This window comes from Rouxiella silvae, from assembly GCF_002093625.1.
Lineage (GTDB): Bacteria > Pseudomonadota > Gammaproteobacteria > Enterobacterales > Enterobacteriaceae > Rouxiella > Rouxiella silvae.
In genome coordinates this window covers 15,820-41,219 of the sequence record NZ_MRWD01000035.1, presented here as the reverse complement: position 1 = coordinate 41,219, position 25,400 = coordinate 15,820, and the positions used below count along the sequence as shown (strand labels likewise).

Genomic DNA, 25,400 nt, shown 5'->3' with positions numbered 1-25,400 from the left:
GGGTGGCATGCCACGCGTTGACCTTGTGGCTGGGCCTATGAAGGCGTTCGCAGGCGTTCAATATGAATAGTAAGGAACATTTTTTCATCAAGACTCATGGTGTAGTTGTGATTACTATTTAGCCAGCGCTCAATTTTTTCCGTGCAGCGATAGGATGTAGGCAGTTTTTCCTTAATGTCGACATAAAGCGACGCGTCGTCGAGTGAGAACGGGCTGTTATTCATCATACGCATTGAGAAAAACTTTAGATGGGTGACGATGCGCTGAAAGCTTAATGAGTTTTCGTTCAACTCTATACGCAGGTACAGCTTTATAATATTCAGTATATCTTTGATAAGATTTGCGGAGTGCATCGTATCGTGCATGTTGCCATTGTGCCGACAGTTAACGATATGCAAGGCAATGAAACCGGCTTCCTCCTCAGGAAGGGTGACAGACATCGACCGTTTGATGAGTTCAATTGCCTCTTTCGCCATACCATACTCTTGAGGATAGAAAATTTGAATATCCCAGGCCAGAGGATTGCGAATTAGCTGATTTTTACTGGCGCGGGTAATGGCGTAATAAATATGGTCGCTTAATGCCAGAATAAGAGACAGCTGTGACGCAACGGCAAACGTGCGCTCTATATTGCTGACTATTTTTCTCGACGTTTGTATGATTTCGTCGGGAATATTACTGAAAAGCTGTCGCCATGAGTTTGTGACATCGTCATTTTTCTCAAGATACTGTGCCTCGAACAGCGTGGGTTCAGCCATATCTCCCGGCTTTTTGCCAAAACCAATACCCCGGCCCAGTGCGACAAGCGTCTCTTCCTGCTGGTTTTCTACCACAATGGCATTGTTGCTTAATATTTTTATTATTCTCATGGCACGCTTACCGGTAATCAATCGGGGGGCGTGTGATGCCTTGCGGCATCACACTATTGTTCACTCAGGCATTATTACTAAGGCCATTGTTTTTTATCAGCTCACCATACCAGTAAGCGCTTTTCTTCTTAATACGTTTCAGGTCTTTAAGGTCAAACTCATCGCGATTGACAAAGATAAAACCATAGCGCTTGGCGCAGCCCTGATGTGTGGAAATCAGATCTATCGCCGACCACGGCGTATACCCGATGATCGCCACGCCATCGGTAATGGCCAGCTGCATTTGGTGAATATGCGCCTGGAGATAATCAATGCGATATTGGTCATTAATGGTGCCGTCTTTCTCTAATTTATCAAAAGCGCCAATACCGTTTTCAGTGATCAGCAGCGGCAGCGTATAGCGGCTATAAATGGCGCGTAATGTATTGCGAAAGCCCACGGGGTCAATCTCGGTGCCGAATTGGGTGCGCGGTAAATAGTCGTTTGCCGCACCGCGATGAACGCCGTCTTCACCGGACTTCAAATATTTATTGCCCCCGCGTACAACTTCGTCATGCCCGTCGCCACGGCTGGCTTCAACCGTTTGCGTGGTGTAATAGTTGAAGGCGAGGTAGTCCGGCTTTCCTGCCGCCAATATTGCGGCATCTCCGGGCAGCATGTCTGGAAGCAGACCTTTTTCTTGCAGATAGGCCCACGCCAGATGGTTATATTTTCCGTGCACCGCCATATCAAGATAAAGCCAGTTACGGATAGCGTTGTAGTTTTCGGCGGCCAAAACGTCTTCAGGCTTTGGCGTTGCCGCATAAATCAGGGCAATATTTGGAGCTGGTCCAATTTTAGATGACGGGTATTTTTCATGCAGCCGAGACATTACCTGCGCCTGAGCCACCATCATATGATGATTCTGCTGATAGAGATTTTTCTTGTCATGCTGGACTTTCGGATCGACAGTACCCAGCGCATTTCCCTGTAAAATCATCAGGTTTTGCTCATTTATAGTCAACCAATACTTGACCTTATCGCCAAACGCATCAAACACCACATCGGCATAGCGGACGAAAGCGTCCACTGTAACGCGATTGTGCCACCCCCCTTTTTCCATCAGCGCCTGTGGAAGATCAAAGTGATATAAGGTGACGATCGGTTCCATGCCTTGTGCTCTGATTTCATCGATCAGTCGGTGATAAAAGTCTACGCCCGCCTGATTTATCTCCCCCTCACCGTCAGGGATGATGCGCGTCCAGGCTATCGAAAAACGGTAAGCGCGCAGGCCAACTTCAGCCAAAAGCGCAATATCTTCCTGATATTTATGATAATGATCGCTGGCAACGGTGAAGTCCGTTGTTCCCTCAGGATACTCTTTGCGGGCATCAATAACGGAAGGGCCTTTGCCGTCGGTATTCCATGCGCCTTCGATCTGATAGGCTGAGGTTGAGGCTCCCCAGAAAAAATCATCAGGGAAAGGTTTGAGATTTTTATAGCGCATATTTGCTCCCATGCTTTTTATGAAAGTGACAGTAACACCGCGCCCGATTCCGTGCGCTCCGTCTGCTGATGTTTAATGGATTGATACCGTTCGGGATTAGTGACAATGACAGGGATAACCGTGTCGTATCCGGCATGACGAATTTCCTCGAGGTCACACTCAACCAACAGCTCACCCTGGGTGACACGCTGGCCCTCACTGACCCGCATTTTGAAGAACTGCCCCTTTAGCTTGATGGTGTCTAGCCCGATGTGGATGAGGACTTCCGCACCACTGTCTGAAAGCAGATGCATAGCGTGACCGCTGGCAAAAGTTGAGACTACGGTTCCATTGACGGGGGAAACAATTTGTCCGCAAAGCGGCTCGATAGCCACGCCGCTGCCGACGACGCCGGATGAGAAAACATTGTCATTAACCTTTTCCAGCGGGATCACTTTGCCACTGACCGGTGCCAAAATTTGCTCTGCTGTGATGGCATTCATTGCCCCGACAGGGGCTGTGTTGCCAGCCTGTTGTAGCTCGACCTCTTTATTGATTGATGTGGGCGCTTCTTCAACCGGGTCTTCGAAGCCAACGAGGTAAGTTAATACCGCTGAAAGTACGAAGGAAACGCTGATGCCGATAAGCAGGCCGACAAATCCATCGCCGTAAAAAATAGGTAATGTCACCAGGCTTGGAATACCGAGTGAAATAGCCCCGCTTCCTGAATAACCGACGATACCACCGCCGACGGCCGACGCCAGAACCGCGCATATAAACGGCTTTTTGAGCTTCAGGGTTATGCCATACACCGCCGGTTCGGTGATGCCAAATATTGAGGAGACGAAGGCACCGCTAGCCAGCGTTTTCAGTTTCTTATTCTTGGTTTTAAGTAATACGGCCAATACGGCACCCGCCTGAGCAAAAACGGCAGGTACGGTCGCGGCCTTGAGCGTACTTTTCCCCAACACGCTTATTTCATTAATAATGACCGGCGTGAAGGCCCAGTGCATACCGAAAATAACAAATACCTGCCATCCTGCGGCGAAGAGTGCGCTGGCAATAATCGGGTTAAAGCTAAATATTTTGACAAAGACACTGGCCACGGCCTCACTGGCAAATACCCCGACTGGACCAATAGTCAGTAATGTTAAAGGCACCATTATCAGCAGTAAAATAAACGGCAGAATGACGTTGCGGACCGTTTCATGAATATAATTTTTGATTAAACGATCGAGCAGTGACATGACGTACACCGCTAAAATGATGGGCAATACGGTGCCGGTATATTTCATCATCATCACAGGCAGGCCAAAAAAGCTTACTTCACTGTGATGACTAAAGAACGCCACAATATCGGGATACACCAGCGCGCCGGCTAATGTGACAGAAACAAAAACGTCTGTTTTAAATTTACGTGCCGCGGTAATCGCCAGCAGCATAGGCAAGAAGTAAAACAGGCTGTCGGAGGCGGACTGTAGGATAACCGCCGAACTTTCTTTTTTATCGAGCCATCCGTTAGCAAAAGCTATTGCCAGCAGGCCTTTGATGATACCGGATGCAGCCATAGCACCGAGCAGAGGGGTGAAAATAGACGAGATAATATCGATCAGCCTGCCGATCAGCGGCCCCTTTGCATCTGTAGATTTATTCTGAGCCTGAGTACTGTCGTCCTGGGCGATGAATTTTTCTAATTCACGATAAATTTCAGCAACTTTATTGCCAACGACCACCTGAAATTGGCCGCCGGACTGAACCGTAGTAATGACCCCATCTAGCTGTTCCAGCCCGTTAATGTCAACGTTGCTTTTATCGTTAAGAGTAAAGCGCAAACGTGTTGCGCAGTGAACCAACTCGGCAACGTTGCTATCGCCACCCACTTTGTTAAGTATTTTTTCAGCCAGTTCCTGATTATTCATCGCTGCCCCTGTATGAGCGTATTGGTGAGTTTTTTAGGCAAAAAAAAACCTGACGGCAATGCATATATATTTATGCATTGCGCGTCAGGTTTCGCTCGGATAAACCGATAACGTCCAGAACCCTATGCTAATGAAAATAGGGGGGCGAGCACAATCCTCGGTTTATAAGTCTGTGAGGGGGGTCACAATGATAAGGGGCAGATTTATAAATACGGTTTATCAAGAAGAGGGAAGGTATTAATAAAATTCTTATTTTGGAATAAATAATAGTCATTGAATAAAATGACTTGGCGCATAATTTTTCGGTGCCGCCTCTCCTGAAGCTGTTTATTATCAGCCAGAGAAGGATTCTATGGCGGAAAAATAATATCGGCGGCGGATAAAAATTATTCCGCCGCCTCAGGATAGAGAGTCTTACATCATTTCGCCATTGCTGGAAATGACCTGACGATACCAGTCAAAGCTCTTTTTCTTCGAACGGGCAAAGGTGCCCGTGCCGTCGTCATTTTTATCAACATAGATAAAGCCATAGCGTTTGCTATATTGTCCGGTGGTGAAAGAAACACAATCGATGCAGCCCCAAGGGGTATAGCCCATGACCTCAACGCCGTCGTCGAGTACGGCGATTTTCATCTGCTCGATGTGTGAACGCAGGTAAGCAATGCGATAGTCATCGTTTACTTCTCCCTTACTGTCCTTCACATCGATAGCGCCAAAACCATTTTCAACGATAAACAGCGGTTTCTGATAACGCTCATACAGAATATTGAGCACGTAGCGCAGCCCGACGGGGTCAATCTGCCATCCCCAATCTGAGGCTTTCACGTAAGGATTAGGTACGCTGCCCTCAAAACCAGATAACGCCGAACCGCTGCCCGCTTCGGCACTGCTGACGGCATTACTCATGTAATAGCTTAGGCCGATGTAATCAGCACAGCCTTCACGCAGTATTTTTTCATCATCGGCATGCATGGCAATCTGATAGCCTTTACGCTGCCACTCTTTCAAAATATAGGAAGGGTAGTAGCCGCGCATATGTACATCGCCAAACAGAAAACGCTCACGCATGGCTTCCTGCGCGTACATCACATCGTCTGGATTACAGGAATACGCGTAGAGCGGAACCATGGCAATCATGCAACCAATCTGCAAATTCGGATTGATGTTATGCCCCAACTTGACCACCTGCGCACTTGCCACAAATTGGTGATGTAAAACTTGATACATACACTCTTCAGGGTTCTCTTCTTCGGTGAATACCACCCCTGAACAGCAGTATCCAAACAGCGGCGTTTTCCAGTTGCGCTGGTTGTTTATCTCATTGAAGGTCATCCAGTATTTGACCTTATGTTCGAAACGCTTAATCACTACCTCGCTGAATCGGACGAACAGATCCAGAACCTTGCGGTTTTTCCAGCCACCGTATTCGGTGACCAAGTGGTTCGGCATTTCAAAATGCGACAGTGTGACCACGGGCTGGATATTATATTTGAGCAGTTCATCGAACATGTCGTCGTAGAATTTCAGGCCTGCCTCATTGGGCTCCAGCTCGTCACCCTGTGGAAAGATGCGCGACCACGCAATCGACGTTCTGAAGCATTTGAAGCCCATCTCAGCGAATAACGCGATATCGTCGCGGTAATGGTGATAAAAATCAGCCGCTTCATGGTTGGCGTAGCGCAGCCCTTCTTTAATACCGTCAGTGATTACGCGGTCTACGCCGTGTGATCCGCTGGTCAACACGTCAACAATACTGAGTCCTTTGCCGCCCTGATCCCAGCCGCCTTCAACCTGGTGTGCCGCGACTGCGCCACCCCACATAAAATCATTAGGTAATTTGTTTTTCATAACTCACTTCTTTGGGTAGTCAATCAGGCAGCGTTCGGCGCAGCAGTAACGCGCTTCTGCCCAGGAACATCTTCTTTAAATCCGCCAAGCCAGGTGAATACAACCCCTAACGAGAAGGCGACGCAGATAGACAATATGAAACCGAGGAATTGGGTCATATGACCTTCTTTGAAGAACACCGGCAGCACGGCAATACCCGGAATGCAGTAACTCCATGAAACCGCGTTAAAAGCACCCGCAATGGCTCCGCCAATCGCACCGGCCAGGCAGCCGCAAATCATCGGCGTTTTCAATCGCAGCGCAACGCCATAAATTGCAGGCTCGGTAATACCAAACAGCGCCGTCAGACCTGCGGAAAGGGACAGGCGTTTCATTTCATCGTCTTTTGATTTCAGATACACGCCAAACACCGCGCCAGCCATGCCAAAGACTGCGGAGGCCTGCAGGCCGGTGAAGGTGTCATAGCCTAAAGTCGCGTAGTTGCCGACGGTGACCGGTGTAATACCCCAGTGAACGCCCAGTGTAACCAGTGGCATCCAGGCACCACCGACCACAAATCCGGCTATCGACGGGCTAAGGTGATAAAGCGTGTTGTAGACACCGCCGATTGCGCCGCCGATCATATTGCCCACCGGTCCAAACGCCAACAGCGTTAATGGCACCATAATGGCGAGACAAAACATCGGCGTGAACATGTTGCGGATAACCAACGGCAGAATGCGTTCAAAAAATCGCTGCACGTAAGACATGATCCACACCATCAAGATGATAGGGATCACCGAGGAGGTGTAGCTTAGGTACTCAACTGGCAACCCAAGGAAGGTGAGGGGAGCGGCGTTAAGCGGAATGCCGGCGACTTCAACTAACACTTTCGCAATATCCGGATTTTCTACCGCCGATTTCATCAGCGCCTGCATGGCAGGGTCGGCAGAATTGGCCATCAGGATTTTATTGGCTGACAGCATGCTGAGGTAGTCGGGCGACACCAGCGCACAGGCGGCAATAACGGCCGTGAAGGGGTTAACGTTAAACTTTTTCGCCGCGGTGAAGGCCACCATTACTGGCAAGAATGTGAAACCAGTCCATGACACAAAATTGAGTATGCGATAGGTTCCGCTGGCCGGGTCGACCCAGCCGAGGGCGGCAAAAAGAGAAATTATGCCCTGTAAAACGCCACAGGCAGCTAACGGATAGAGAAACGGTGCAAAAATACTGGAAATAATGTCCATCAGACGATTGACGATACCGACATTTGGCGCGGTCACGGCCACGCTTTCATCAATATTTAACAGCTTTTGCACTTCGCGGTAGGCGTCCCCGACGTGGTTGCCAATGACAACCTGTAATTGTCCTCCGGCCTCGACGGCCGTTATTACACCTTTAACTCTTTTTAATGTATCTTTATCAACCTGCGAATTATCTTTTAAAATAAATCTCAATCTTGTGGCACAATGTGTGACGCTAATCACATTATTATCGCCACCGATCAAGTTGACGATTTCTCTCGCCGATTCAGCATAGTTAATTGCCATGAGGTGTCTTCCATTGCCATTGGTTTAATTTAAGTCAAAAGTGCTTAAATATTCAAAACGAATGGTAGAAAAAGAAGCAACTAATGTCACGAGATAACAATATTTAGCGAGTGTAACTTGTTACATATCCGAAACGCCCTGTAACGTTAAGCGGGAATTTTATTTACCAGCTTTCTACCGATCGATTCGAGTATATAAATAACCGGTACTTGGGTCGTAATGTCGTATTCATTCTCTATCAACAGTCGGGATACGTGATAGGAGACGTTAAAATCGGCCATTTTTGATAGCGTGGATTGATTATTGCTGGTGATACTAATGACTTTGCAATGATGAATAAGAAACTGCTTGGCTAATTTAATTATTTCCGGCGTTTCGCCAGATACTGAAAGCACAATGGCAACCGCATTTTTGTACATGTCGGTCGTGACTGGATAGTACGGATCGTCAATGTGGTTACTGAACTTGCCAATGTTAGAGAAGAACCGTGCTCCGTACTTACCCAGCGTGCCCGAGCTGCCTGCGCCGACGAAAATGACACGCTCTGCAGCAACAATATGTTCTGCCGCATTATCAATCAATTGGTCAAAATCATCGTTATTAATACTTTTAAAAAAACTGAGTATTTCATCAGCACCGTGTGGGAGATGTATTTTTTTATCTTGCTCGAGATAGAGTTTTAAATAAGCTTTGAATTCGGAATAACCCTCGAAATCCATTTTCTTGCAAAAACGCGATACTGTGGCGGTGGAGACTTCAGAATTAACCGCCAATTCTCTTATGGTCATGTAAATAACGGTGTTCAAATTCTTAATGACGTAGTTATACACTCTGCTCTCAAGAGAATTAAATGTCGATACAGTTTTATGGTTAAACATTCATCTATCTCTTCGTTCAGGTTGTCAAGTTGCGGCCGCCGGCAGTGATACACCGTGTGACATTATGATTATTTTCAGGCGCTCAACTCCATTTCTATTGAAACTACTATTCAAAAGTGTGATCGATAGCACAAGGATATACCACGCCTAGCTCTTCACGAGCCACGTCGAGGATAGATATCATTTGCTGTGACAACACATGGCTGATTATTGGGCTTTCGGTTGCCCCCTGACGCAGTAATTCACAGAAATGGTCGGTTTCGTAGTTCAGCCCACCGCCTTCGAAAGGGGCGTCAAGTTCCACCACGCGACCTCCGACATAGTGAACGGTGGCGCGAGATGGATTCCACCAGTTTTCGTGTATTGTGACGCTTCCCTTTGTCCCGGCTATCACTGCATCGCCTTTACCGTCTACGTCCAGCCCGCTGAATAATTGGGAAATACCCTTTTCGTGCAACACATTAAGGCTGGCAAAAATATCGACGCCAGACTCACCAACTCGGCCTAATGTCTGGACTTTCAGTGGTTTACCTAAAAAGTAGATGGCTAAAAAAGCTTCATAGATGCCGATGTTTAATAATGATCCGCCGCCTAATTCTAATTTGAAGGAGGGGTGATCCTCTGGCGCATCAGGGATTGAGCTGCCTGCGCGAACGAACTTGATATCACCAATAGGCTCATCGGCAAGCTGTTTTGTTAAACGTTTAAAAAGCGGGAAAAAGGGGGGCTTCATTGCCTCCATAAACAGCACATTGGCTTCTGTGGCAGCGTCCTGGATCTTTTTAAGCGCTATGGCGCTGACGGCGGCGGGTTTTTCACACAATACGGCGCATTTTGCGGCAAAAGCCCGTAGCGCATAGTCCGCATGGCTGTCTTGCAGGGTGGCAATATAAAGTGCGTCGATGCTGTTGACCATTTCTTCAAAAGTCGCAAATGCCTGAGTTGAATACTGCGCGGCAAATCTTGCACTTTCGCTTTCGCGACGCGCCCACACGCCTGTCAGCGTAGTGTTTGGCACAAAATTGAGCCCCTGCGCGAATCGTCCTGCGATGTTACCGACTCCAACAATACCCCAGCGTATTGGTGAAGAGGGCTTAACCTTGGGCGTTGGATTTTCAATGCTTGGTTCATTGGACATATTAAATAACCTATTTTATTGATATTAATGAAGTTTTTATGCGATTGTGTCGCTTTTGTAGGTATTGTCAAGCCCATGAACCGTCTTGCCAGCGCAACGCCGTCATGTTTACCGCGCTCCCACACGTCTTCGAACTCGTCCAAGATGCTGACGTAATCCAGACTGTCCAAGATAGCATCGTTGAGGGCGGGTAATCATGCGCTGCACTCTACAACACAGCCTATTCGACAATTTCTATCAAGTTTCCATCAGGGTCTTTAATCACCGCCTCGTAATAACCATCGCCAGTGGTTCGTGGCTGAGAGACCAGAATTCCGAGTGCTTCAGCCTTTCTCGCTAGGGCATCCACCTCATCCTGCCCACCCACAGATATTGCCAGGTGCGCCCATCCGCGGGTGCTATTATCAGGCAGACATTCGCTAAGCCCTGGTTTAGTCATTAATTCTACGGCAATGTCGTCCGCTATTTTTACAAAATAGGATTCAAACCCCAGATTGGTCTGGCTGCTGTATTTCTCGTTAATCTCTGCATCGAAAAAATCGACCCAGAAACGTGCCTGTGTTTCCAGGTTATGGGTCCATAAAGCAATATGTGCGATTTTCATGTTAAGCGTCTCCTCGGATTTTCATATTTTTGTTCATAATGATGCTGAGCATTAAAACCACTACCATCAGCGCAGCCACAAAAACAAAAGCATGGGGCAATGAACTGTGGTGAGCAATAAAGCCAATCAATGCTGGGCCTGCCAGTACGCCGATATATCCCAGTGTGGTTACGGCAGGTACGGCGACCCTTTGTGGCATGCTTTTCTGTTTGCCTATCTGGCTGAACATCACGGGAACGATATTGGCGCAACCCGCACCAATCAGCAGATAGCCTGTTAGCAGAAGAGGGAGGGCGTCGGAGGTAAATATTAAGCAAAACCCAATGAAGGCCAAGATGGCGCCGTACACCACCACGCGAAGCTGACCAAAGCGTTTTATAATCGCATCACCGCCAAGACGCCCGACGGTCATTGCCGTGGCAAAGCAGATAAAGCCAAGCCCACCCAAAGAATCGGCTACGTTTCTGACTTCAACCAGATAAACAGCGCTCCAGTCGAGCACCGTCCCTTCGGCAAGGAAAACAATAAAGCAAATCACGCCCAAGAGAAGAACCTCTCCTTTCGGGATGGCAAAGGCCGGGCCTTCTGCCGGATTGGCATACGACAGTAAATGACGAAAGCTGAGAGTAATCAGTACACAGACCAGCACTGCCACCATGAGCGTTGAGGTAAAGATGCTGAACCCCAGACTCATCAGACTGGTCATCAGCCCCGCGCCTGCGATGCCCCCCACGCTGTACATGCCGTGAAATCCCGACATCAGTGGCGTATTTTCATTTTTCTCCACCAAAATAGCCTGAATATTCATCGTGCAGTCAGTGAGCCCAATGCCAACGCCAAACATAAGCAAAAGCAGACCCAAAATGATGGGGTTATTAGCCAGAATTAAAAATGGCATAGACAGTAGAATAATAATTACCGCGCAGGTAATAACTTTCCGACAGCCAAAGCGGGAGGATAATAGTCCGGCTAACGGCATAGAAATAATGGCTCCGCCGCCCAAACACAATAACAGCACGCCAAGTAGCGCGTCGTTTACACCAGTATTCATTTTGGCGAAGGGCACCATCGCTGCCCATGATGACGTTGCCAGACCGGCAATAAAAAACACACATCTCGTCGCTATCTTTTCATTCATCTTAAATCTCTAATCAGTGAGTTATTGAAGCTTAAATGCTTAAGTTATAGGCATCATTAATTGCAGAATTTGATGGTGCACGGTCTGCGATCCGCTGGCGATGATCATATTGCTGGCGCCGGGGAGGCGGCTTTCATAAACCGTGAAAAGACCACCGGCATTCTGTATCAGAATAAGCGCAGGCATAAATTCGGCGATCGACTCTGCCGCAATGATGCAAATATCAAGGTAGCCCGTTGCCAACATGGCCAAGGCGTAATAGGGGTCGCCTCGACGCGTCACTAAAACGCTGTCGCGTATTTCTTTAACCCAACCGCTGCCGGTTGTGAAATCAAAGTCGGTATTGATATGTAGAATTGCCTGATCCAGGCGAATATTCTGGCGTGTTGACAGCTCAAATTCGCCCACCGGACTGAATATTCTCGTCTGTGTGCCGTCAGACCAAAAACGTTCGCGGGTAAAAGGATGACTTAACATGCACATTTCAGTAACGCCATTAATGGCTAGCCCGATTAACATGCCGATGCAGGAAACACCCTGCACCCGGCTGGCAAACAGTTTGATGACCCATTCAAATTCACTGTGTGCTGGAGTTGGCATCAGGTATGACGTGTGCACAACGTGGGTCGGATAAGCGTTAAGAATGTGGTTTTTTAACTCATCCTCAATTTCTATAGCGATCGCGTCCCGCAATTCACGGGTGAGCGATTCTGCTACCTCAGTAGCGTACTGCGGGCGAGAAGGGGTGAGAATCTTATGCTCGGCCAGCGCAGCCAGCTGATGGAGAAAGTTAATATCAGGCAGGGTTAACATTTTTCAGGACACTTCTCCGGTAAAGGGACGTTGACAGACACAGTAGCGATGCACGATCATGCTCCTTATTGCTCAGTGTTTATTTATTTAGGAGTTTACGTGCTCGATTATGCAGCTTTCCCTAAGGAACGACAAGCCCTCATTAAACAGATCCTTCTGGACAGTGGCCGGGTGGTTTGCAACGAACTTGCTGCGCAGCTCAAGGTGTCAGAACACACAATTCGCCGTGATTTACATGAGCTTAGTAAGAAAGGGGTGTGTAAAAAAGTCTATGGCGGTGCTGTAATAGCATTGCCTGAAGCCGGTGATATCTCCGGTCGTCGGGATCTAAATAGGGATAAAAAGAGCAGTATCGCGCATAAATGTGCACAACTGGTCAAGCACGGCAGCTGTATTTTTATCGACAGCGGGACAACTAATTTAGCAATCGCCGACGCGTTGCCTGCCGATATGGCCCTCACGGTCGTGACAAACTCTGCGGAGATTGCCGTCATTTTGTTAAAAAAACCGTTGTTTGAAGTGATAATGCTGGGAGGGCAGATTCAGCGAGCCTCCGGAGGATGTGTGGGGACTTCCGCCGTCACTCAGTTGAAGGGCGTAATGTTTGACCAAGGGTTTATTGGTGGCTGCGCTATGGCCCCAGAAACGGGGTTGACCGGATTTGACTATGCAGATTGCGAATTTAAAAAAGCCATCATTGGACAGTGCAATGAAACCCTTGTTGGACTCACTGCCGATAAAATTCCGGCCGTGGCCCGCTACGTTGTCGCCGACAGCAGCCAGATTGATGTGATGGTGGTCGAAGAAAATATCAGCCGCGAGTACTACTCCGCCTTTCGTGAGCATGATATTCGCATCTACACGGTGTAATGAGTGATGGGTCATTGAGCGCTGATTTAATCAGAAGAGGCAACCTTGGGTGACTGCCTCTTGGCCGGTGCAATGATATTTGAGTCGCGTCGGGAAGTCAGCGCATCAATTAATGGTTAAGGGACGCCGTTATAACCATCGAGATAAGAGGCAGTGGCACCTTTTGCAATCATTTTTTGCTGCGTAATCGGATCGTCAACGGTATAGGTCTGACCGGCATACATGGCTTTATCGCCACCCTGAATTATGCCGCTTGTACCGATTAAAAGGGCACGCTCCATAGCTTGAACGGGGGTCATCCCAGAAGCCTGATCTCGTTTACCGATATCATAGAACTGCTGCATAACGGGTTTCATTACTCTGATATTGTCGGCCGTTAAAGGACGAGTATTGGGATCAAAGTGGTTTTGTGCAATTTCTTGAGCGACGTGGCGAGCATTTCTGTCAACGCTAGTTTGTTGACTATTGCAGGCCGAAAGTACGAGCGAAATAGAAACCGCGAGAGGTAAAATCCCTTTCTTCAACATTACGTTATCTTCCTGATTTTATTAGCTGAAAAACCATTAAACAACAGTGTCATCAGCAAGTAAATATGTTCAGATTGAGAACGGGAATATTTATACGGCGAGAGGGTTATGCAGTTTACCGCATAAAGTAAAGGGGCTAACCTTTCGATTAACCCCTTGACCTATCTAGAATAGTTGGTCGGCATGAGAGGATTTGAACCTCCGACCCTCGCCCCCCCAGGACGATGCGCTACCAAGCTGCGCTACATGCCGATGCTGGTTAAACAGTCTACGCATTCAGGCTTTAAAATCAATATGCTGCGCTCACGACTGCTTTAATTTTAAGCAACTAGTTCGCTACAAATCGTTTCTGGTTGGTCAGTACCTGCAGCAGTAGGCCCAGTTCCGGGCGTTGGTCTTTTAACTCAAGACCGTGGCTGTCGTAGGCATGATAGTTGCCGTTATTGTCCAGGCGAATAGTCTGCGTTGGGGTCGTTATCACCAGTGCGCCGTCGTTGCTGCTGGAGACCCAGTTATTGGTCCGGCGCGCGGCAAACAGATCTTCACCCTGAGAATAGTCAGCCGGCGAGGTGGTAACGTGCAGCAGGCGTTGCATTAAGGTCGTCATCACGTCCTCATGGGCAGTCAGTTTATTCACCGTTTGAGCCGGTGTGCCAGGCCAATGGATAACCAGCGGGACTTGAATCTGCTCGGTGTCCATCGAGTTTTGCTGCGCATTAAGGTCAACGCCCTTCGAACCGGTAATAACCACTACCGTATTGTTAAGCATACCTTTGTCCTGCAGCTTCTTGAGCACGTCGGCGATTTGCCCGTCAACTTCTTCGGCGCCTTGTTGATAGCGACGATTTATCATTGCTGCTGACGGTTTTTTACCGTCTTTACCGGGGGCTGTAGCACTAGTGGTACCGCTAAAACTGAGATAAGAGAACCACGGACGTGCGCTTCTTGCATTCAACCACTGTTCCCATTGCTGGGTGGTTTGCGCGTCGTCCTGACTTGTTGCCGGCGGCAGCGAGAAGTCGGAAAGCAGCGCCTGGCGATAAAGCGGGCTGTTGAAACCGTCAGAGGCAAACAGGCCAAATTCATAATTTTGCTGAGCAAGAGAGGTCATTAATGCCGACGGTTTGCGTGAGGTAATAATCCCTTCAAGATAGGTTGGAGAGATGCCATAAAATAGTCCAAATAGCCCTGTATCATCCTGATTGCCGGAGCTGAAGTGGTGGGTGAAATTCACGTTATTGCTGGCAAATTGACTCAGCTGAGGCATGGTTTTTGACATCGTGGTGGCATTCAGGCCATTGACCACGATCATCAGTAAATTATAGTTACTGCCTTTATCAAGGAAACTGATGGTATTCAGCGGATATTCGACTGAAATCGCCTCAGGATCGCCTTGTTCGATGAGGCGTTGCTGATAGGCTTGAGCATCAAGCAGACCATGCTTCTCAAGGAATTTACGCGCGGTCATGGGGTATGACAGCGGTAAATTGGATCGCTGCATGGTGATAGGGCGATAGAAATTGGCGTCCGCCCAAATGTACATCAGGTGCGAAGCAAAGAAGCAGCAAATAAACAATACTACCAACGGTTTGGCAAAGCTGCGGCGGTTGAGGCTGCGCAGCTTTTGCCACGCCCACGTGCCGAATAGCATCTCTATCAGGAAAATAATCGGCACGCAGATAAACATCAACTGCCAGTCACGTGCCAATTCGGCCTGACCAGGGTTCACCACTAGCTCCCACACCACGGGGTTAATATGCAGGTGGAAGCGGGTAAATACTTCAGTGTCTACCAGCAGCAGGGTCAGCCCAATGGTGGCGAGTATAGCCGACAGGAAACGCAGCAAACGCTGCGACATCACCACAAACGTCAGTGGGAAAACGATCAGCAGATACACGGCAAAGCCGACAAAGCTAAAATGACCTAGCCAACTGACCAGCGCGTAAATCCTGCCTTCAAGCGAGGAGGGCCAGTCAGAAACAAATAGATATCGGCTACCGAGTCCAAGACTAAGCAGAATATTGAATAGGGCGAACCAGTGCCCCCAACTCACCATCTGGGATACTTTTTCGCGATAGCGTGGACTATTTGTCACCATAAAAGGATTTGGCTAAATATTAAATTAATGGGCTTTGTCTTCTCTTATAGATGCTTGCAAGGCATCGGCAAACGAACGTCCCAGAACTTTACGCTGAGCAGGAGCGACGCTGGTGTTGATAAGGTTAGTCACCATATTGCCCAAAACCATCAGAGAAAGGTCGGTTGGCGCGCGGTGTTTTTCCAGAACGGTGGCTAACTCAGACAGCAGTTGCTCAACGTGTTCGTCACTATAACGGGATGATTGTGGCATAGATTAATGTGCTCAAAGCTTTACAAAGTCCAATATCTTAACTTATCGCGGCATGAGTTTCCGCATTTTTATAACGTTAATAACGCTGGGTTAGTGTCTGCCCCTGTTACCAGAGGTTTCGAGTGTACGGGTAATGGCTTGCAGCAGGTGCGCTTCAGTGTTTGAATACGCGGCGCAGGGGAATACCCTAAATGAACAGGAGATGGTCAAATGAGTCTGGATCTCGAGCAAATTGCTCTACACCAGTTGAATAAACGCGACGAGCAGACGCTGGATGTTGTGCTGCGCGATACCCTTTTAACCCCGAATTCGGCGGTTGAAGAGATGATGGCCGAGCTGCATCGCGTTTACAGCGCTAAAAACAAAGCTTATGGCCTGTTTAACCAAGACAGCGAGCTGGCCACCGCGCTGCGCGACTGTCGTCAGGGTGATGAGGATTTTCTCGGATTTAGCCGCGCCGCGACGGGGCGTCTGCGCGACGAGCTGGCGAAATATCCTTTTGCCGAAGGTGGCGTTGTGCTGTTCTGCCACTATCGTTTCTTGGCGGTCGAGTATTTGCTGGTTGCCGTGCTGAGCAGCCGCAGCAGCATGCGCGTAAACGAGCAACTTGATGTGAGCAGCATTCATTATCTCGATATCAACCACGCCGATATCGTGGCGCGTATTGATCTGACTGAATGGGAAACCAATCCGGAATCAACGCGTTATCTGACGTTCCTCAAGGGTAGAGTGGGCCGTAAAGTCTCTGACTTCTTTATGGATTTCCTCGGTGCATCAGTCGGTCTGGATACCAAGGCGCAGAACCGCGGGCTGTTGCAGGCCGTTGATGACTACTGCGCGCAAGCGCAGCTAGATAAGAATGAACGACAGAACTACCGTCAGCAGGTGTATACCTACTGCAATGATCAGTTGCAGGCGGGTGAAGAGATTGAATTGCAGGAGCTGGCGCAGGGGTTACCGCCGCTGGGTGATAAAGACTTTAAACAATTTTCGACCGATCAGGGTTATGAGTTGGAAGAGAGCTTCCCGGCCGACCGCAGTACGCTGCGTCAGTTGACCAAGTTTGCCGGCAGCGGCGGTGGCGTAAGTATCAACTTCGATGCCATGCTGATGGGTGAACGTATTTTCTGGGATCCGGCGACGGATACTTTGACGATTAAAGGCACGCCCCCGAACCTGCGTGACCAGTTACAGCGTCGTTCAGGCAGCGGCAACAGCTGAGTTTCACCAAATTCAGGCAATAAAAAACGCCGCATCAAGCGGCGTTTTTTATTGTTCTCGCGTAGGCGTCCCTATGCGCATCTACTCAGTTTGCGATTAAACGCGAACGAAGTCGATGTGAGCCAGTTTTGGCTTGAACGGGTGACGCTGTACAGCTTGAACTTTAACTTTGGTTTCTTTACCGTCGATAACCAGAGTGATTGCTTCGCTGTAAAATTCCGCTTTCAGTTCCTGGTTCTTTACAGAGTCATGGTCCAACTCGATAGAGATAGGTTCAGCAGAGCCACCGTAAACGATAGCTGGGAATTTGTTTGCTGCGCGCAGGCGGCGGCTCGCACCCTTACCCTGCGCAGTACGTACTTGTGCATTAATAGTAGTCATGATTTTTCTCTTAATAAGAAAATTACTGTTACAGGCGACCCAGCAACAGGTGATAGATCTTCGCTTCGCACATGGCGAAAGCGGGCGGTATGTTACCGAAGTATCACCCGCACGGCAAATGATTAATCCCTGAATATGTCTTAAACCGCTAACCTCGTAGCGCATAAGCGCGGCGAAAACGCCCCTGATAATCGAAGATCTTCTCACGAATTTGCCAGAACCGACCTTTCATACGCGCGACAACAAAGTCGGGATGCCGCAGCAGCGCCTGTTGGGCAATGATATCTGCCGCGTTGTGCCACACCAGCTCAACGCCAGGTGCACGCTGATGCGGGCGCATAAAGTTATGCAAAAAGGCCGTACGCTGGGCAGGCGTTTGTAGGCGATAGCGTTCGCTGGCGCTGGCACCGTCCTCGTCGTAATAGGTAATCTTTAACCATTCGCCTTTATCATCTTTGCCGGTTTCAAGACTCATACCGCCGCAGCGCAGCACGAGAGCGTCTTTAAGCCTCTGCGCTGCTTTGAGCATATCGTCGGGATCGACCAGTATTTCCTGACATTGGTGGCACCGGCGGGCGGCAATGTCATTTTCTGCACCGCAGTGTGGACAGCTTTTAAAGCGAAAGCGAAAATCGCACTGCTCGCGGTTGTCTTCATCATCTTCAAGAATGCCCTGACAGCGGCGGCCAAAATGTTCAATTACGGTGCCGTCTTCCGTGGTTTTACCCCAGAATATATTGGCAAAACCACAGGCCGGACAAAATACCTGCACCGGTTTGTTGTCACCGGCGGGTTTATGGCTGCCTACCTCAGGCGTAAACAGGTCGTGCGGATTGCCTGCGTAATCAAGGATCAGGCAGTCGGTCTTGTCCGGCGCCAGTCGCAGTCCTCGACCCACAATTTGCTGATAAAGGCTGACTGACTCAGTGGGGCGCAAAATAGCAATTAAATCAACGTGCGGCGCATCAAAGCCAGTAGTAAGCACCGAAACGTTAACCAGATAACGTAATTTTTGCTGTTTAAACGCGTTAATTAACTGATCTCGGTCTTGGGCTGACGTTTGCGCGCTCACCAGTGCTGCCTCTCCGGCGGGCAGCAGTTTGAATACTTCGCCTGCGTGCTCAACCGTCGAACAGAAAACCATCGCACCTTTGCGATCTTTAGCGAAATCAATGATTTGATTAACAATGTGCGGCGTGATGCGTGCCTGCTGACGGAGTTCGAGGTTGAGATCCGCTTCGGCGAAAAGCCCACTGCTGTTGGGCTGTAGGCGGCTGAAATCATACTGTACCACCGGCATGTCTAGACGTTCCGGCGGCACCAGGAACTGATGTTTTATCATGTAGCGCAGCGGCAACTCGTAAATACAGTCGCGAAACAGGCACTTATCATCACCGCGCACCATACCCTGATAGTGAAATTGGTAGATCCAGCCTTTACCAAGGCGATAAGGCGTGGCGGTCAGCCCCAATAATCGTAGGCGCGGATTTTGGCTACGCAAATGGGCGATAATTTGCTGATACTGGCTGTTATCATCGTCGCTGATACGATGACATTCATCAATAATCAACAAAGAAAATGCGCTGTCGAACTTATTCAGATTGGGCGCAACCGACTGCACGCTGCCGAATACCACTTTCCCCTGACTTTGTTTGATGTTCAGTCCGGCGGCAAAAATATCGGCATCCAGTCCGTAAGAGAGATATTTTGAGTGGTTCTGCGCCACCAGTTCCTTAACGTGCGCGAGCACCAACACGCGCCCACGGGCCACTCTTGCCAACTCGGCAATCACCAGGCTTTTCCCCGCACCGGTAGGCAGCACGATAGCGGCAGGCGCATCATGGCGACGAAAATGCTTCAGTGTGGCGTCTACGGCTTCTTGCTGATAAGGGCGGAGTGTAAAGGGAATGGCTTGCATGACGACCCAAAACTTTCGGTGGCAGATAAAAACAGAGTGTCAGTATGCCAATTATTCTCTAACAAGGCGAACGGTGCTAGAGCACTCCTCTGATAAAATTTAGTCTGCTAAGTTTTACAGATAGACGCGACATTTCAGCGCAAGGCCCGCTATAATACCCATTCTCAACGGCAGGCAGACTGCCCATTCAAATTCATTAAATAATACTTTTACACCCTGCGGTTGCAGCATGATGCAGCAGCGGGGTGTTGTGTTTTATTAAAGCGCGAGCATTCCCCGTTCGCCAAGAAAGGCTAAGTAGATTCAATGCGATTGGACAAGTTTTTATCTCAACAGTTAGGTGTAAGCCGTGCGTTAGTCGCGCGTGAACTGCGTGCAAAGCGCGTTACCGTAGACGGCGAAGTGGTCAAGAGCGGATCGTTAAAATTGACCCCGGAAATGTCTGTTGAATTTGACGGTAACGTGCTGGAGCAAATCACCGGCTTCCGTTACTTCATGCTTAACAAGCCGCAGGGTTACGTCTGTTCGACTGACGATCCTGACCATCCTACCGTGCTTTATTTCCTTGAAGAGCCGGTTGCCTACAAGCTTCACGCCGCGGGTCGTCTTGATATCGACACCACGGGTCTGGTGCTGATGACCGACGACGGCCAGTGGTCGCATCGCATTACCTCACCTAAGCATCACTGTGAAAAAACCTATTTGGTGACGCTTGAGCTGCCGCTGGCTGAAGATACCGCCGAGCAGTTTACCGCCGGTGTTCAACTGCACAATGAAGACTCGCTGACCAAGCCTGCTCAGCTTGAGCAGGTCAGTGAGCACGTGGTGCGTTTAACCATCAGCGAAGGCCGCTATCACCAGGTGAAACGCATGTTCGCCGCCGTGGGTAATCGCGTTGTGGAGCTGCACCGTGAGCGAATTGGCGAAATTACGATGGACGAAGACCTTGAGCCAGGCGAATACCGCCCACTGACTGAAGCAGAAATTGCTTCAGTGGTCGTTCCTCGCTAGTCATCTGAATGACAGGTTTTCATTTTTAACAGGAGCTGTAAAAAGTGCAAGAACCGCGGACGTCTCATTTAGGTCTGATCCTGATTTTGGGACTGTTGTCGATGTTGATGCCGTTGGCTATCGACATGTATCTGCCGAGTATGCCAATGATTGCCCAGGAGTTTGGCGTTCCGGCTGGCAGTGTGCAAATGACGCTGAGCGCCTACGTATTGGGCTTTGCCGTGGGTCAGCTATTTTATGGCCCGATGGCCGACAGTCTCGGGCGTAAACCGGTTATTTTCTGGGGCGCGCTGGTGTTTGCCATTGCCGCTGCGGCCTGTGCACTGTCGGACTCGGTACAACAGCTGGTCAACATGCGCTTCTTGCACGGCCTTTCAGCCGCGGCGGCCAGCGTGGTTATCAATGCCCTAATGCGCGATATGTTCACCAAAGATGAATTCTCGCGAATGATGTCTTTCGTCGTGCTGGTGATGACTGTGGCGCCTCTGCTGGCCCCAATGCTGGGCGGTGCGCTAATGCTGTGGTTTAGCTGGCACGCTATTTTTTGGGCTATGGCGATTGCCGCGTTGATAGCCGCGGTGTTGGTGGCGGTGTTTATTAAAGAAACCCTACCCAAAGAGCGCAGGCAACGCTTTCATATGCGTACCAGCTTGGGCAACTTCGCTACACTATTTCGTCACAAGCGGGTGCTGAGCTATATGCTGGCCAGCGGTTTTTCGTTTGCCGGTATGTTCTCGTTTCTGAGCGCAGGTCCGTTTGTTTACATCGAACTCAACGGCGTATCACCGCAAAATTTCGGCTTCTATTTTGCGCTGAATGTGGTGTTCTTGGTGATCCTGACCTTTTTTAACAGCCGTAACGTCCGTCGTTTGGGGGCGGTTAAAATGTTCCGTTTGGGCTTGATGATTCAGTTGACAATGGGGCTTTGGCTGCTAGTTGTTAGTGCTTTTGGATTAGGCTTCTGGGCATTGGTGTTCGGCGTGGCGGGCTATGTGGGTTGTATCGCGATGGTAACATCGAATGCAATGGCTGTAATTATGGACGACTTCCCGCACATGGCTGGAACCGCCGCATCTCTGGCAGGCACGATACGTTTTGGCACCGGTGCGCTGGTGGGTTCACTTTTGGCGATGTTCCCGGCGCACAGCGCTTGGCCGATGGTGGGGTCAATGGCGTTTTGTATTATCGCGTCAGTGGTGCTGTATCTTTACGCCAGCAGGCCGCCAAAGATGGCAGTAGAAAAAACGGCTAACTCCTCGTAGTTGAATGTCTTTAAATCTTCCCCCCGGCAACGCGAAAACGTAGACAGGGGGAGGATTTTCAAACATTACTCGTCAAAGTACCAGTAACCGCTGTTCACCAACGCACAAAGCAGGGCGAGGAAGGAAGGGTCTTCCAGCGCGTCGCCGAGCATAGCCTGAGTTACGCTCAAATTACGGGTTAACGCATCGGCCGCCGCAGTATGCTCGGTGACAATCGGCTCACCGTTCACATAGCAGCGATCGCCGACTTTCAGTACACGCAGTCCACCTAGACGTTGCAGTGCCTCGCCTGATTCAAGAAATTCGTAAACTTCACCTGGCTGATAAGGCGGTTCCGGTGGCGCAACGTCAAGCTCGTGGCGCGACTGTGAAATAAACTCGCCAAACCAGCTATTAAAATGCTCAGGGCTAGCCACCAAGTCGGTCATCATGTTACGCAGACCGTCGAGCTCATGCTGTTGAACCTCAGCAGGATGTTCGCGTCTGACCAATTCAGGATCGCTGTAGCGTTTGCTACCCAGCTCGCGTGATAACACATAGTCTGCAAATCCACTGACCATTTCACGTGAACTTGGTGCTCTGAATCCAACCGAATAGTTAATGGCGTTTTCCAGCGAATAGCCTTCGTGCGGGAAACCAGGCGGAATATAGATAATGTCGCCGGGTTCCATTTCTTCATCGATGATGGCATCGAAAGGCTCGACCTGCAGTAGGTCAGGGTGTGGCGAATGCTGTTTCATCGCAATCTTCTCGCCCACGCGCCAGCGGCGACGGCCCGTACCCTGAATAATGAAGACGTCGTATTGATCGAGGTGTGGACCCACGCCGCCCCCCGGAACCGAGAAGGAGACCATCAGATCATCCATACGCCAATCGGGTATTTGACGGAAAGGGCGCATCAGGCGTGCTGAAGGCTCATGCCAATGATCTACGGCCTGAACCAGAATGGACCAATTCGTTTCGCCAAGATGATCGTAGCTTTCAAAGGGACCGTGGCTTACCTGCCAGCGGCCTTTTTCGTGGCTGACAAGGCGGCTGTCTACTTCGCTTTCCATTGCCAGCCCCGCCAGCTCATCCGGGGAAAGGGGATCGATAAAGTTTTTAAAGCCACGTTTAAGCAGGACCGGACGTTTCTGCCAATAACGCGCGAGAAAATCGTCCCAGTCTAAATCAAGTTGATAATCCATTTGTCTTTTCCACGGATTGCTAATGTCTGACAAGGATTATAACGGAACATCACCGCGCTGGCTTAGGCAATCGCCGGCAATTTTTCACAATAGCGCTAATTCTTCGAGACGTATTCCAGAGTGGGCAAAGTGCACTTCTTTTATGCTTGGTCGCTGTCATACTGCTGGCCAAAGGAGATACGCATGCTGGCCCCGCCAAGCTCACTGTCGCCAATCAGAATTTTGCCGCTGTACTGTTCAATGATTTCACTGGCCAATGAAAGGCCAAGGCCCTGACCTGGACGAAGAGTATCGGCTCTTTGGCCTCGTTTGAAAATAAGCTCACGTTGATGCTTGGCGATCCCCGGACCGTCGTCCTCAACCAGAATCACTAATTCGTTTTCTGTATGAATAGCGGTGATTTCAACAAATTCGAGACAATATTTGCAGGCATTGTCGATGACGTTGCCCAGCACTTCCATAAAGTCGTTTTTCTCCCCGATGAAGGTAATTTCGGGCGAGATGTCCAGCGTCAGTACCACGCCTTTGCGCTGATAAACTTTATTCAAGGCGGAACAGAGGCTGTCGAGCAGGGCGGGCACTGAGTGGATCTCGCGCACCAGAATCAGGTGCTCGGATCTTAACGTAGCGCGATGCAGGTAATAGCCAATCTGCTGCGAAATGCGGCTTATCTGCTCCAGCATAATCGGTTCGGCTTTTTCGATGCTCATTTCTTTGCCGTTACGCAGGGACCGCAGGGTTGTTTGCAGAACTGCCAGCGGCGTTTTAAGGCTGTGAGTTAAATCGGCGAGCGTCGTGCGGTAGCGATCGTAACGGCCACGTTCGCTGCTGAGAAGAATATTCAGATTGCGCACTAGGCCACGCAGCTCAAGCGGCGTCTGCTCATCAAGTAAATCACGCTCTTTGGTCTCAAGCTCGGCAACCTGAATAATCAGCGACTTGATTGGGCGCAGGCTCCAGTAGGCAACCAGCCACAGCAGCGGCACCACCAGCAGCAGGTTTGCCAGCAGCACATAGCTGAACCATTGCCACACCAGATCAGAATGCTGCAACTCCTGCGGAATGCTGTCGACCACCACGATGTTCAATGCAGGCAGGCGTGATGTTGCAGGGTAAGTATTCACTGCCACCGAGTGTGTCATGGCGGTGGCGTTGGTTTGGTCATACGATTTTAGTCGGTCTTGCGCCTGCGGATTATTGCCTACCACTTCGCTGGAGGTGAGGGTGTCAGTATCTAGGTCGTAGAAACCGGCTTTGTTAAGCCACGATTTGCTGATTTGCGCTTCTAGATCCGGTACGCGGCGCTGAGCCCACAAAAGCTTGCCGCTGCTGTCATAGATGAACACCAACGTTGGGAAGTTGATATCAAGGTCGGGCGGCACGTTGATCGTTAATTTATCATCGTGCCACTGCGCCAGGCTGAAAAACAGATTACTTTCGCCCCGCAGCAAACGATAGGCTGTTTTATCGAAGCTGACCAGATACCCGACCACGGCCACCAGGCCGTAGGCGAGCGAAAGCGCCAGAACGACTGCGGCGGTAGCCATCATGTAGCGCGAGCGGAGCGAGAAGGGATTCTTGTTTTTCGGGATCACTGTTTTATGGCCAAATAAGTTTTAGGCACGAATATCAAAGCGGTAGCCTTGACCACGAACAGTTGTAATGACTTCAACCGGATGCTCAACCTGCAGTTTTTTGCGCAGTCTGCCCATCAGCACGTCAACGGTGTGGCTTTCACGCAACTCCGCATCGGGATAAAGCTGAAGCATCAGGCTGTCTTTACTCACCACTTTTCCAGCGTTGCGGATCAACGTTTCAATAATTGTGTATTCAAAAGCAGTCAGTTTTACCGGTTGCTCATTTACCGTTAATTCGCGCCGTGACAGGTCGATGGTGAATGGAGGCAGGGCAATAATCTGTGAAGCGAGTCCGCTATTGCGGCGCATAAGAGCCTGCATGCGGGCGATCACTTCTTCCAAATGGAAAGGCTTGGTCACGTAGTCATCGGCACCGGCTTCGAGCACGGCAACTTTATCTTGCCAACTTTCGCGGGCAGTGAGAACCAGAATAGGCAGTTTGACCTGATGATTACGCCAGCGTTGGATCATGCTCAAGCCGTCTTCGCCTGGTAGTCCAAGGTCGACGATCGCGATATCTGGCGCGTGTTCTTGCAAAAAATAGTCAGCTTCTTTGGCATCTTCCGCCGAGTCGACCTGATTGCCCATTTCACGCAGCTGCACTGAAAGGTGATGGCGCAATAACGCATTATCTTCAACGACTAAAATTCGCATAACTTTCTCCAGTTTCGGCTTGGCTCATTATCATCGTCAGAAGATAAACCTGATATCAACCATAAGATGGAAAATATAAACGAAATATAAACGAGAAAAGAAAGGCACGCCTGGTTATTTTTTCATACTGTGAGTATTTCGGCATTACGTGGCCGCTACGATAATAAAAAAGGGGAGA

General features: G+C 49.5%; 22 protein-coding genes and 1 tRNA gene. 4 read left to right on the top strand and 19 right to left on the bottom strand.

All coding sequences use genetic code 11. The annotated features are described in order from the left end of the window. Positions 1–35: 35 nt before the first annotated feature. The 10 genes from BS639_RS14895 to BS639_RS14850 form a co-directional block, all read right to left on the bottom strand. Positions 36–869 (bottom strand): PRD domain-containing protein, encoded by an 834-nt coding sequence (locus BS639_RS14895; RefSeq protein ID WP_055779004.1) that lies wholly within the window; start codon positions 867–869, stop codon positions 36–38. Between the two features lie 64 nt (positions 870–933). Then, positions 934–2,355, bottom strand: a complete 1,422-nt coding sequence (locus BS639_RS14890) for a glycoside hydrolase family 1 protein (protein WP_084983488.1) — start codon at positions 2,353–2,355, stop codon at positions 934–936. A gap of 17 nt (positions 2,356–2,372) precedes the next feature. Then, on the bottom strand, positions 2,373–4,253 hold the full coding sequence (locus tag BS639_RS14885; protein WP_084983487.1) for a beta-glucoside-specific PTS transporter subunit IIABC: 1,881 nt from the start codon (positions 4,251–4,253) through the stop codon (positions 2,373–2,375). A 414-nt stretch (positions 4,254–4,667) separates the two neighbouring features. Continuing rightward, entirely contained in the window at positions 4,668–6,101 is a 1,434-nt protein-coding gene (locus BS639_RS14880) for a 6-phospho-beta-glucosidase (RefSeq protein WP_084983486.1), read from the bottom strand. Positions 6,102–6,124: 23 nt separating this feature from the next. Then, positions 6,125–7,633, bottom strand: a complete 1,509-nt coding sequence (locus tag BS639_RS14875) for a PTS transporter subunit EIIC (protein WP_055778990.1) — start codon at positions 7,631–7,633, stop codon at positions 6,125–6,127. Positions 7,634–7,779: 146 nt separating this feature from the next. Beyond that, positions 7,780–8,511, bottom strand: coding sequence for a MurR/RpiR family transcriptional regulator (locus BS639_RS14870; protein WP_055778987.1), 732 nt, complete (start codon positions 8,509–8,511; stop codon positions 7,780–7,782). 106 nt (positions 8,512–8,617) lie between these two features. Beyond that, a complete protein-coding gene (locus tag BS639_RS14865; RefSeq protein WP_084983485.1) occupies positions 8,618–9,649 on the bottom strand; it encodes a Gfo/Idh/MocA family protein in 1,032 nt (343 codons plus the stop codon). A 220-nt stretch (positions 9,650–9,869) separates the two neighbouring features. Then, positions 9,870–10,253, bottom strand: coding sequence for a VOC family protein (locus BS639_RS14860; protein ID WP_084983484.1), 384 nt, complete (start codon positions 10,251–10,253; stop codon positions 9,870–9,872). A gap of 1 nt (position 10,254) precedes the next feature. Beyond that, entirely contained in the window at positions 10,255–11,391 is a 1,137-nt protein-coding gene (locus tag BS639_RS14855; protein ID WP_084983483.1) for an MFS transporter, read from the bottom strand. 39 nt (positions 11,392–11,430) lie between these two features. Next, positions 11,431–12,204, bottom strand: a complete 774-nt coding sequence (locus BS639_RS14850) for an inositol monophosphatase family protein (RefSeq protein WP_084983482.1) — start codon at positions 12,202–12,204, stop codon at positions 11,431–11,433. A 99-nt stretch (positions 12,205–12,303) separates the two neighbouring features. On the opposite strand from BS639_RS14850, the gene BS639_RS14845 reads away from it, so the two are divergent. After that, positions 12,304–13,074, top strand: coding sequence for a DeoR/GlpR family DNA-binding transcription regulator (locus BS639_RS14845; RefSeq protein WP_084983481.1), 771 nt, complete (start codon positions 12,304–12,306; stop codon positions 13,072–13,074). Between the two features lie 116 nt (positions 13,075–13,190). On the opposite strand, the gene BS639_RS14840 is transcribed toward BS639_RS14845, so the two are convergent. From BS639_RS14840 to BS639_RS14825, 4 genes are all read right to left on the bottom strand, one after another. Beyond that, positions 13,191–13,601 (bottom strand): Exc2 family lipoprotein, encoded by a 411-nt coding sequence (locus tag BS639_RS14840; protein WP_084983480.1) that lies wholly within the window; start codon positions 13,599–13,601, stop codon positions 13,191–13,193. Positions 13,602–13,776: 175 nt separating this feature from the next. Further along, positions 13,777–13,853, bottom strand: a tRNA-Pro gene (locus BS639_RS14835). A gap of 76 nt (positions 13,854–13,929) precedes the next feature. After that, entirely contained in the window at positions 13,930–15,699 is a 1,770-nt protein-coding gene (gene yejM / locus BS639_RS14830; protein WP_084983479.1) for an LPS biosynthesis-modulating metalloenzyme YejM, read from the bottom strand. Between the two features lie 24 nt (positions 15,700–15,723). After that, on the bottom strand, positions 15,724–15,951 hold the full coding sequence (locus BS639_RS14825) for a YejL family protein (RefSeq protein ID WP_055778961.1): 228 nt from the start codon (positions 15,949–15,951) through the stop codon (positions 15,724–15,726). 210 nt (positions 15,952–16,161) lie between these two features. Here BS639_RS14825 and yejK point away from each other — a divergent pair, with 210 nt between their 5' ends. Continuing rightward, positions 16,162–17,172 (top strand): nucleoid-associated protein YejK, encoded by a 1,011-nt coding sequence (gene yejK, locus BS639_RS14820; protein ID WP_084983478.1) that lies wholly within the window; start codon positions 16,162–16,164, stop codon positions 17,170–17,172. A gap of 96 nt (positions 17,173–17,268) precedes the next feature. On the opposite strand, the gene rplY is transcribed toward yejK, so the two are convergent. Together rplY and BS639_RS14810 are read right to left on the bottom strand one after the other, a co-directional pair. Continuing rightward, positions 17,269–17,553, bottom strand: coding sequence for a 50S ribosomal protein L25 (rplY, locus tag BS639_RS14815; RefSeq protein WP_045047279.1), 285 nt, complete (start codon positions 17,551–17,553; stop codon positions 17,269–17,271). A gap of 148 nt (positions 17,554–17,701) precedes the next feature. Further along, a complete protein-coding gene (locus BS639_RS14810) occupies positions 17,702–19,462 on the bottom strand; it encodes a DEAD/DEAH box helicase (protein WP_139804114.1) in 1,761 nt (586 codons plus the stop codon). A 315-nt stretch (positions 19,463–19,777) separates the two neighbouring features. Between BS639_RS14810 and rsuA the strand changes: the two genes are divergently transcribed. After that, positions 19,778–20,482 carry a 16S rRNA pseudouridine(516) synthase RsuA gene (gene rsuA / locus BS639_RS14805; RefSeq protein WP_055778951.1) on the top strand — a complete coding sequence of 235 codons (705 nt, stop codon included), beginning with the start codon at positions 19,778–19,780 and terminating at the stop codon, positions 20,480–20,482. 44 nt (positions 20,483–20,526) lie between these two features. Continuing rightward, on the top strand, positions 20,527–21,744 hold the full coding sequence (locus tag BS639_RS14800) for a Bcr/CflA family multidrug efflux MFS transporter (RefSeq protein WP_055778948.1): 1,218 nt from the start codon (positions 20,527–20,529) through the stop codon (positions 21,742–21,744). Between the two features lie 65 nt (positions 21,745–21,809). Here the strand turns inward: BS639_RS14800 and BS639_RS14795 are convergent, their stop codons facing one another. The 3 genes from BS639_RS14795 to phoP all read right to left on the bottom strand — a co-directional run bounded on the left by BS639_RS14795 (position 21,810) and on the right by phoP (position 25,222). Then, positions 21,810–22,931, bottom strand: coding sequence for a ribosomal protein uL16 3-hydroxylase (locus BS639_RS14795; protein WP_084983476.1), 1,122 nt, complete (start codon positions 22,929–22,931; stop codon positions 21,810–21,812). A gap of 140 nt (positions 22,932–23,071) precedes the next feature. After that, the gene (phoQ, locus tag BS639_RS14790) at positions 23,072–24,526 is read right to left on the bottom strand and encodes a two-component system sensor histidine kinase PhoQ (protein ID WP_084983475.1); all 1,455 of its coding nucleotides are present in this window, start codon (positions 24,524–24,526) and stop codon (positions 23,072–23,074) included. Positions 24,527–24,547: 21 nt separating this feature from the next. Next, a complete protein-coding gene (gene phoP / locus BS639_RS14785; RefSeq protein ID WP_055778939.1) occupies positions 24,548–25,222 on the bottom strand; it encodes a two-component system response regulator PhoP in 675 nt (224 codons plus the stop codon). Positions 25,223–25,400 lie beyond the last annotated feature (178 nt).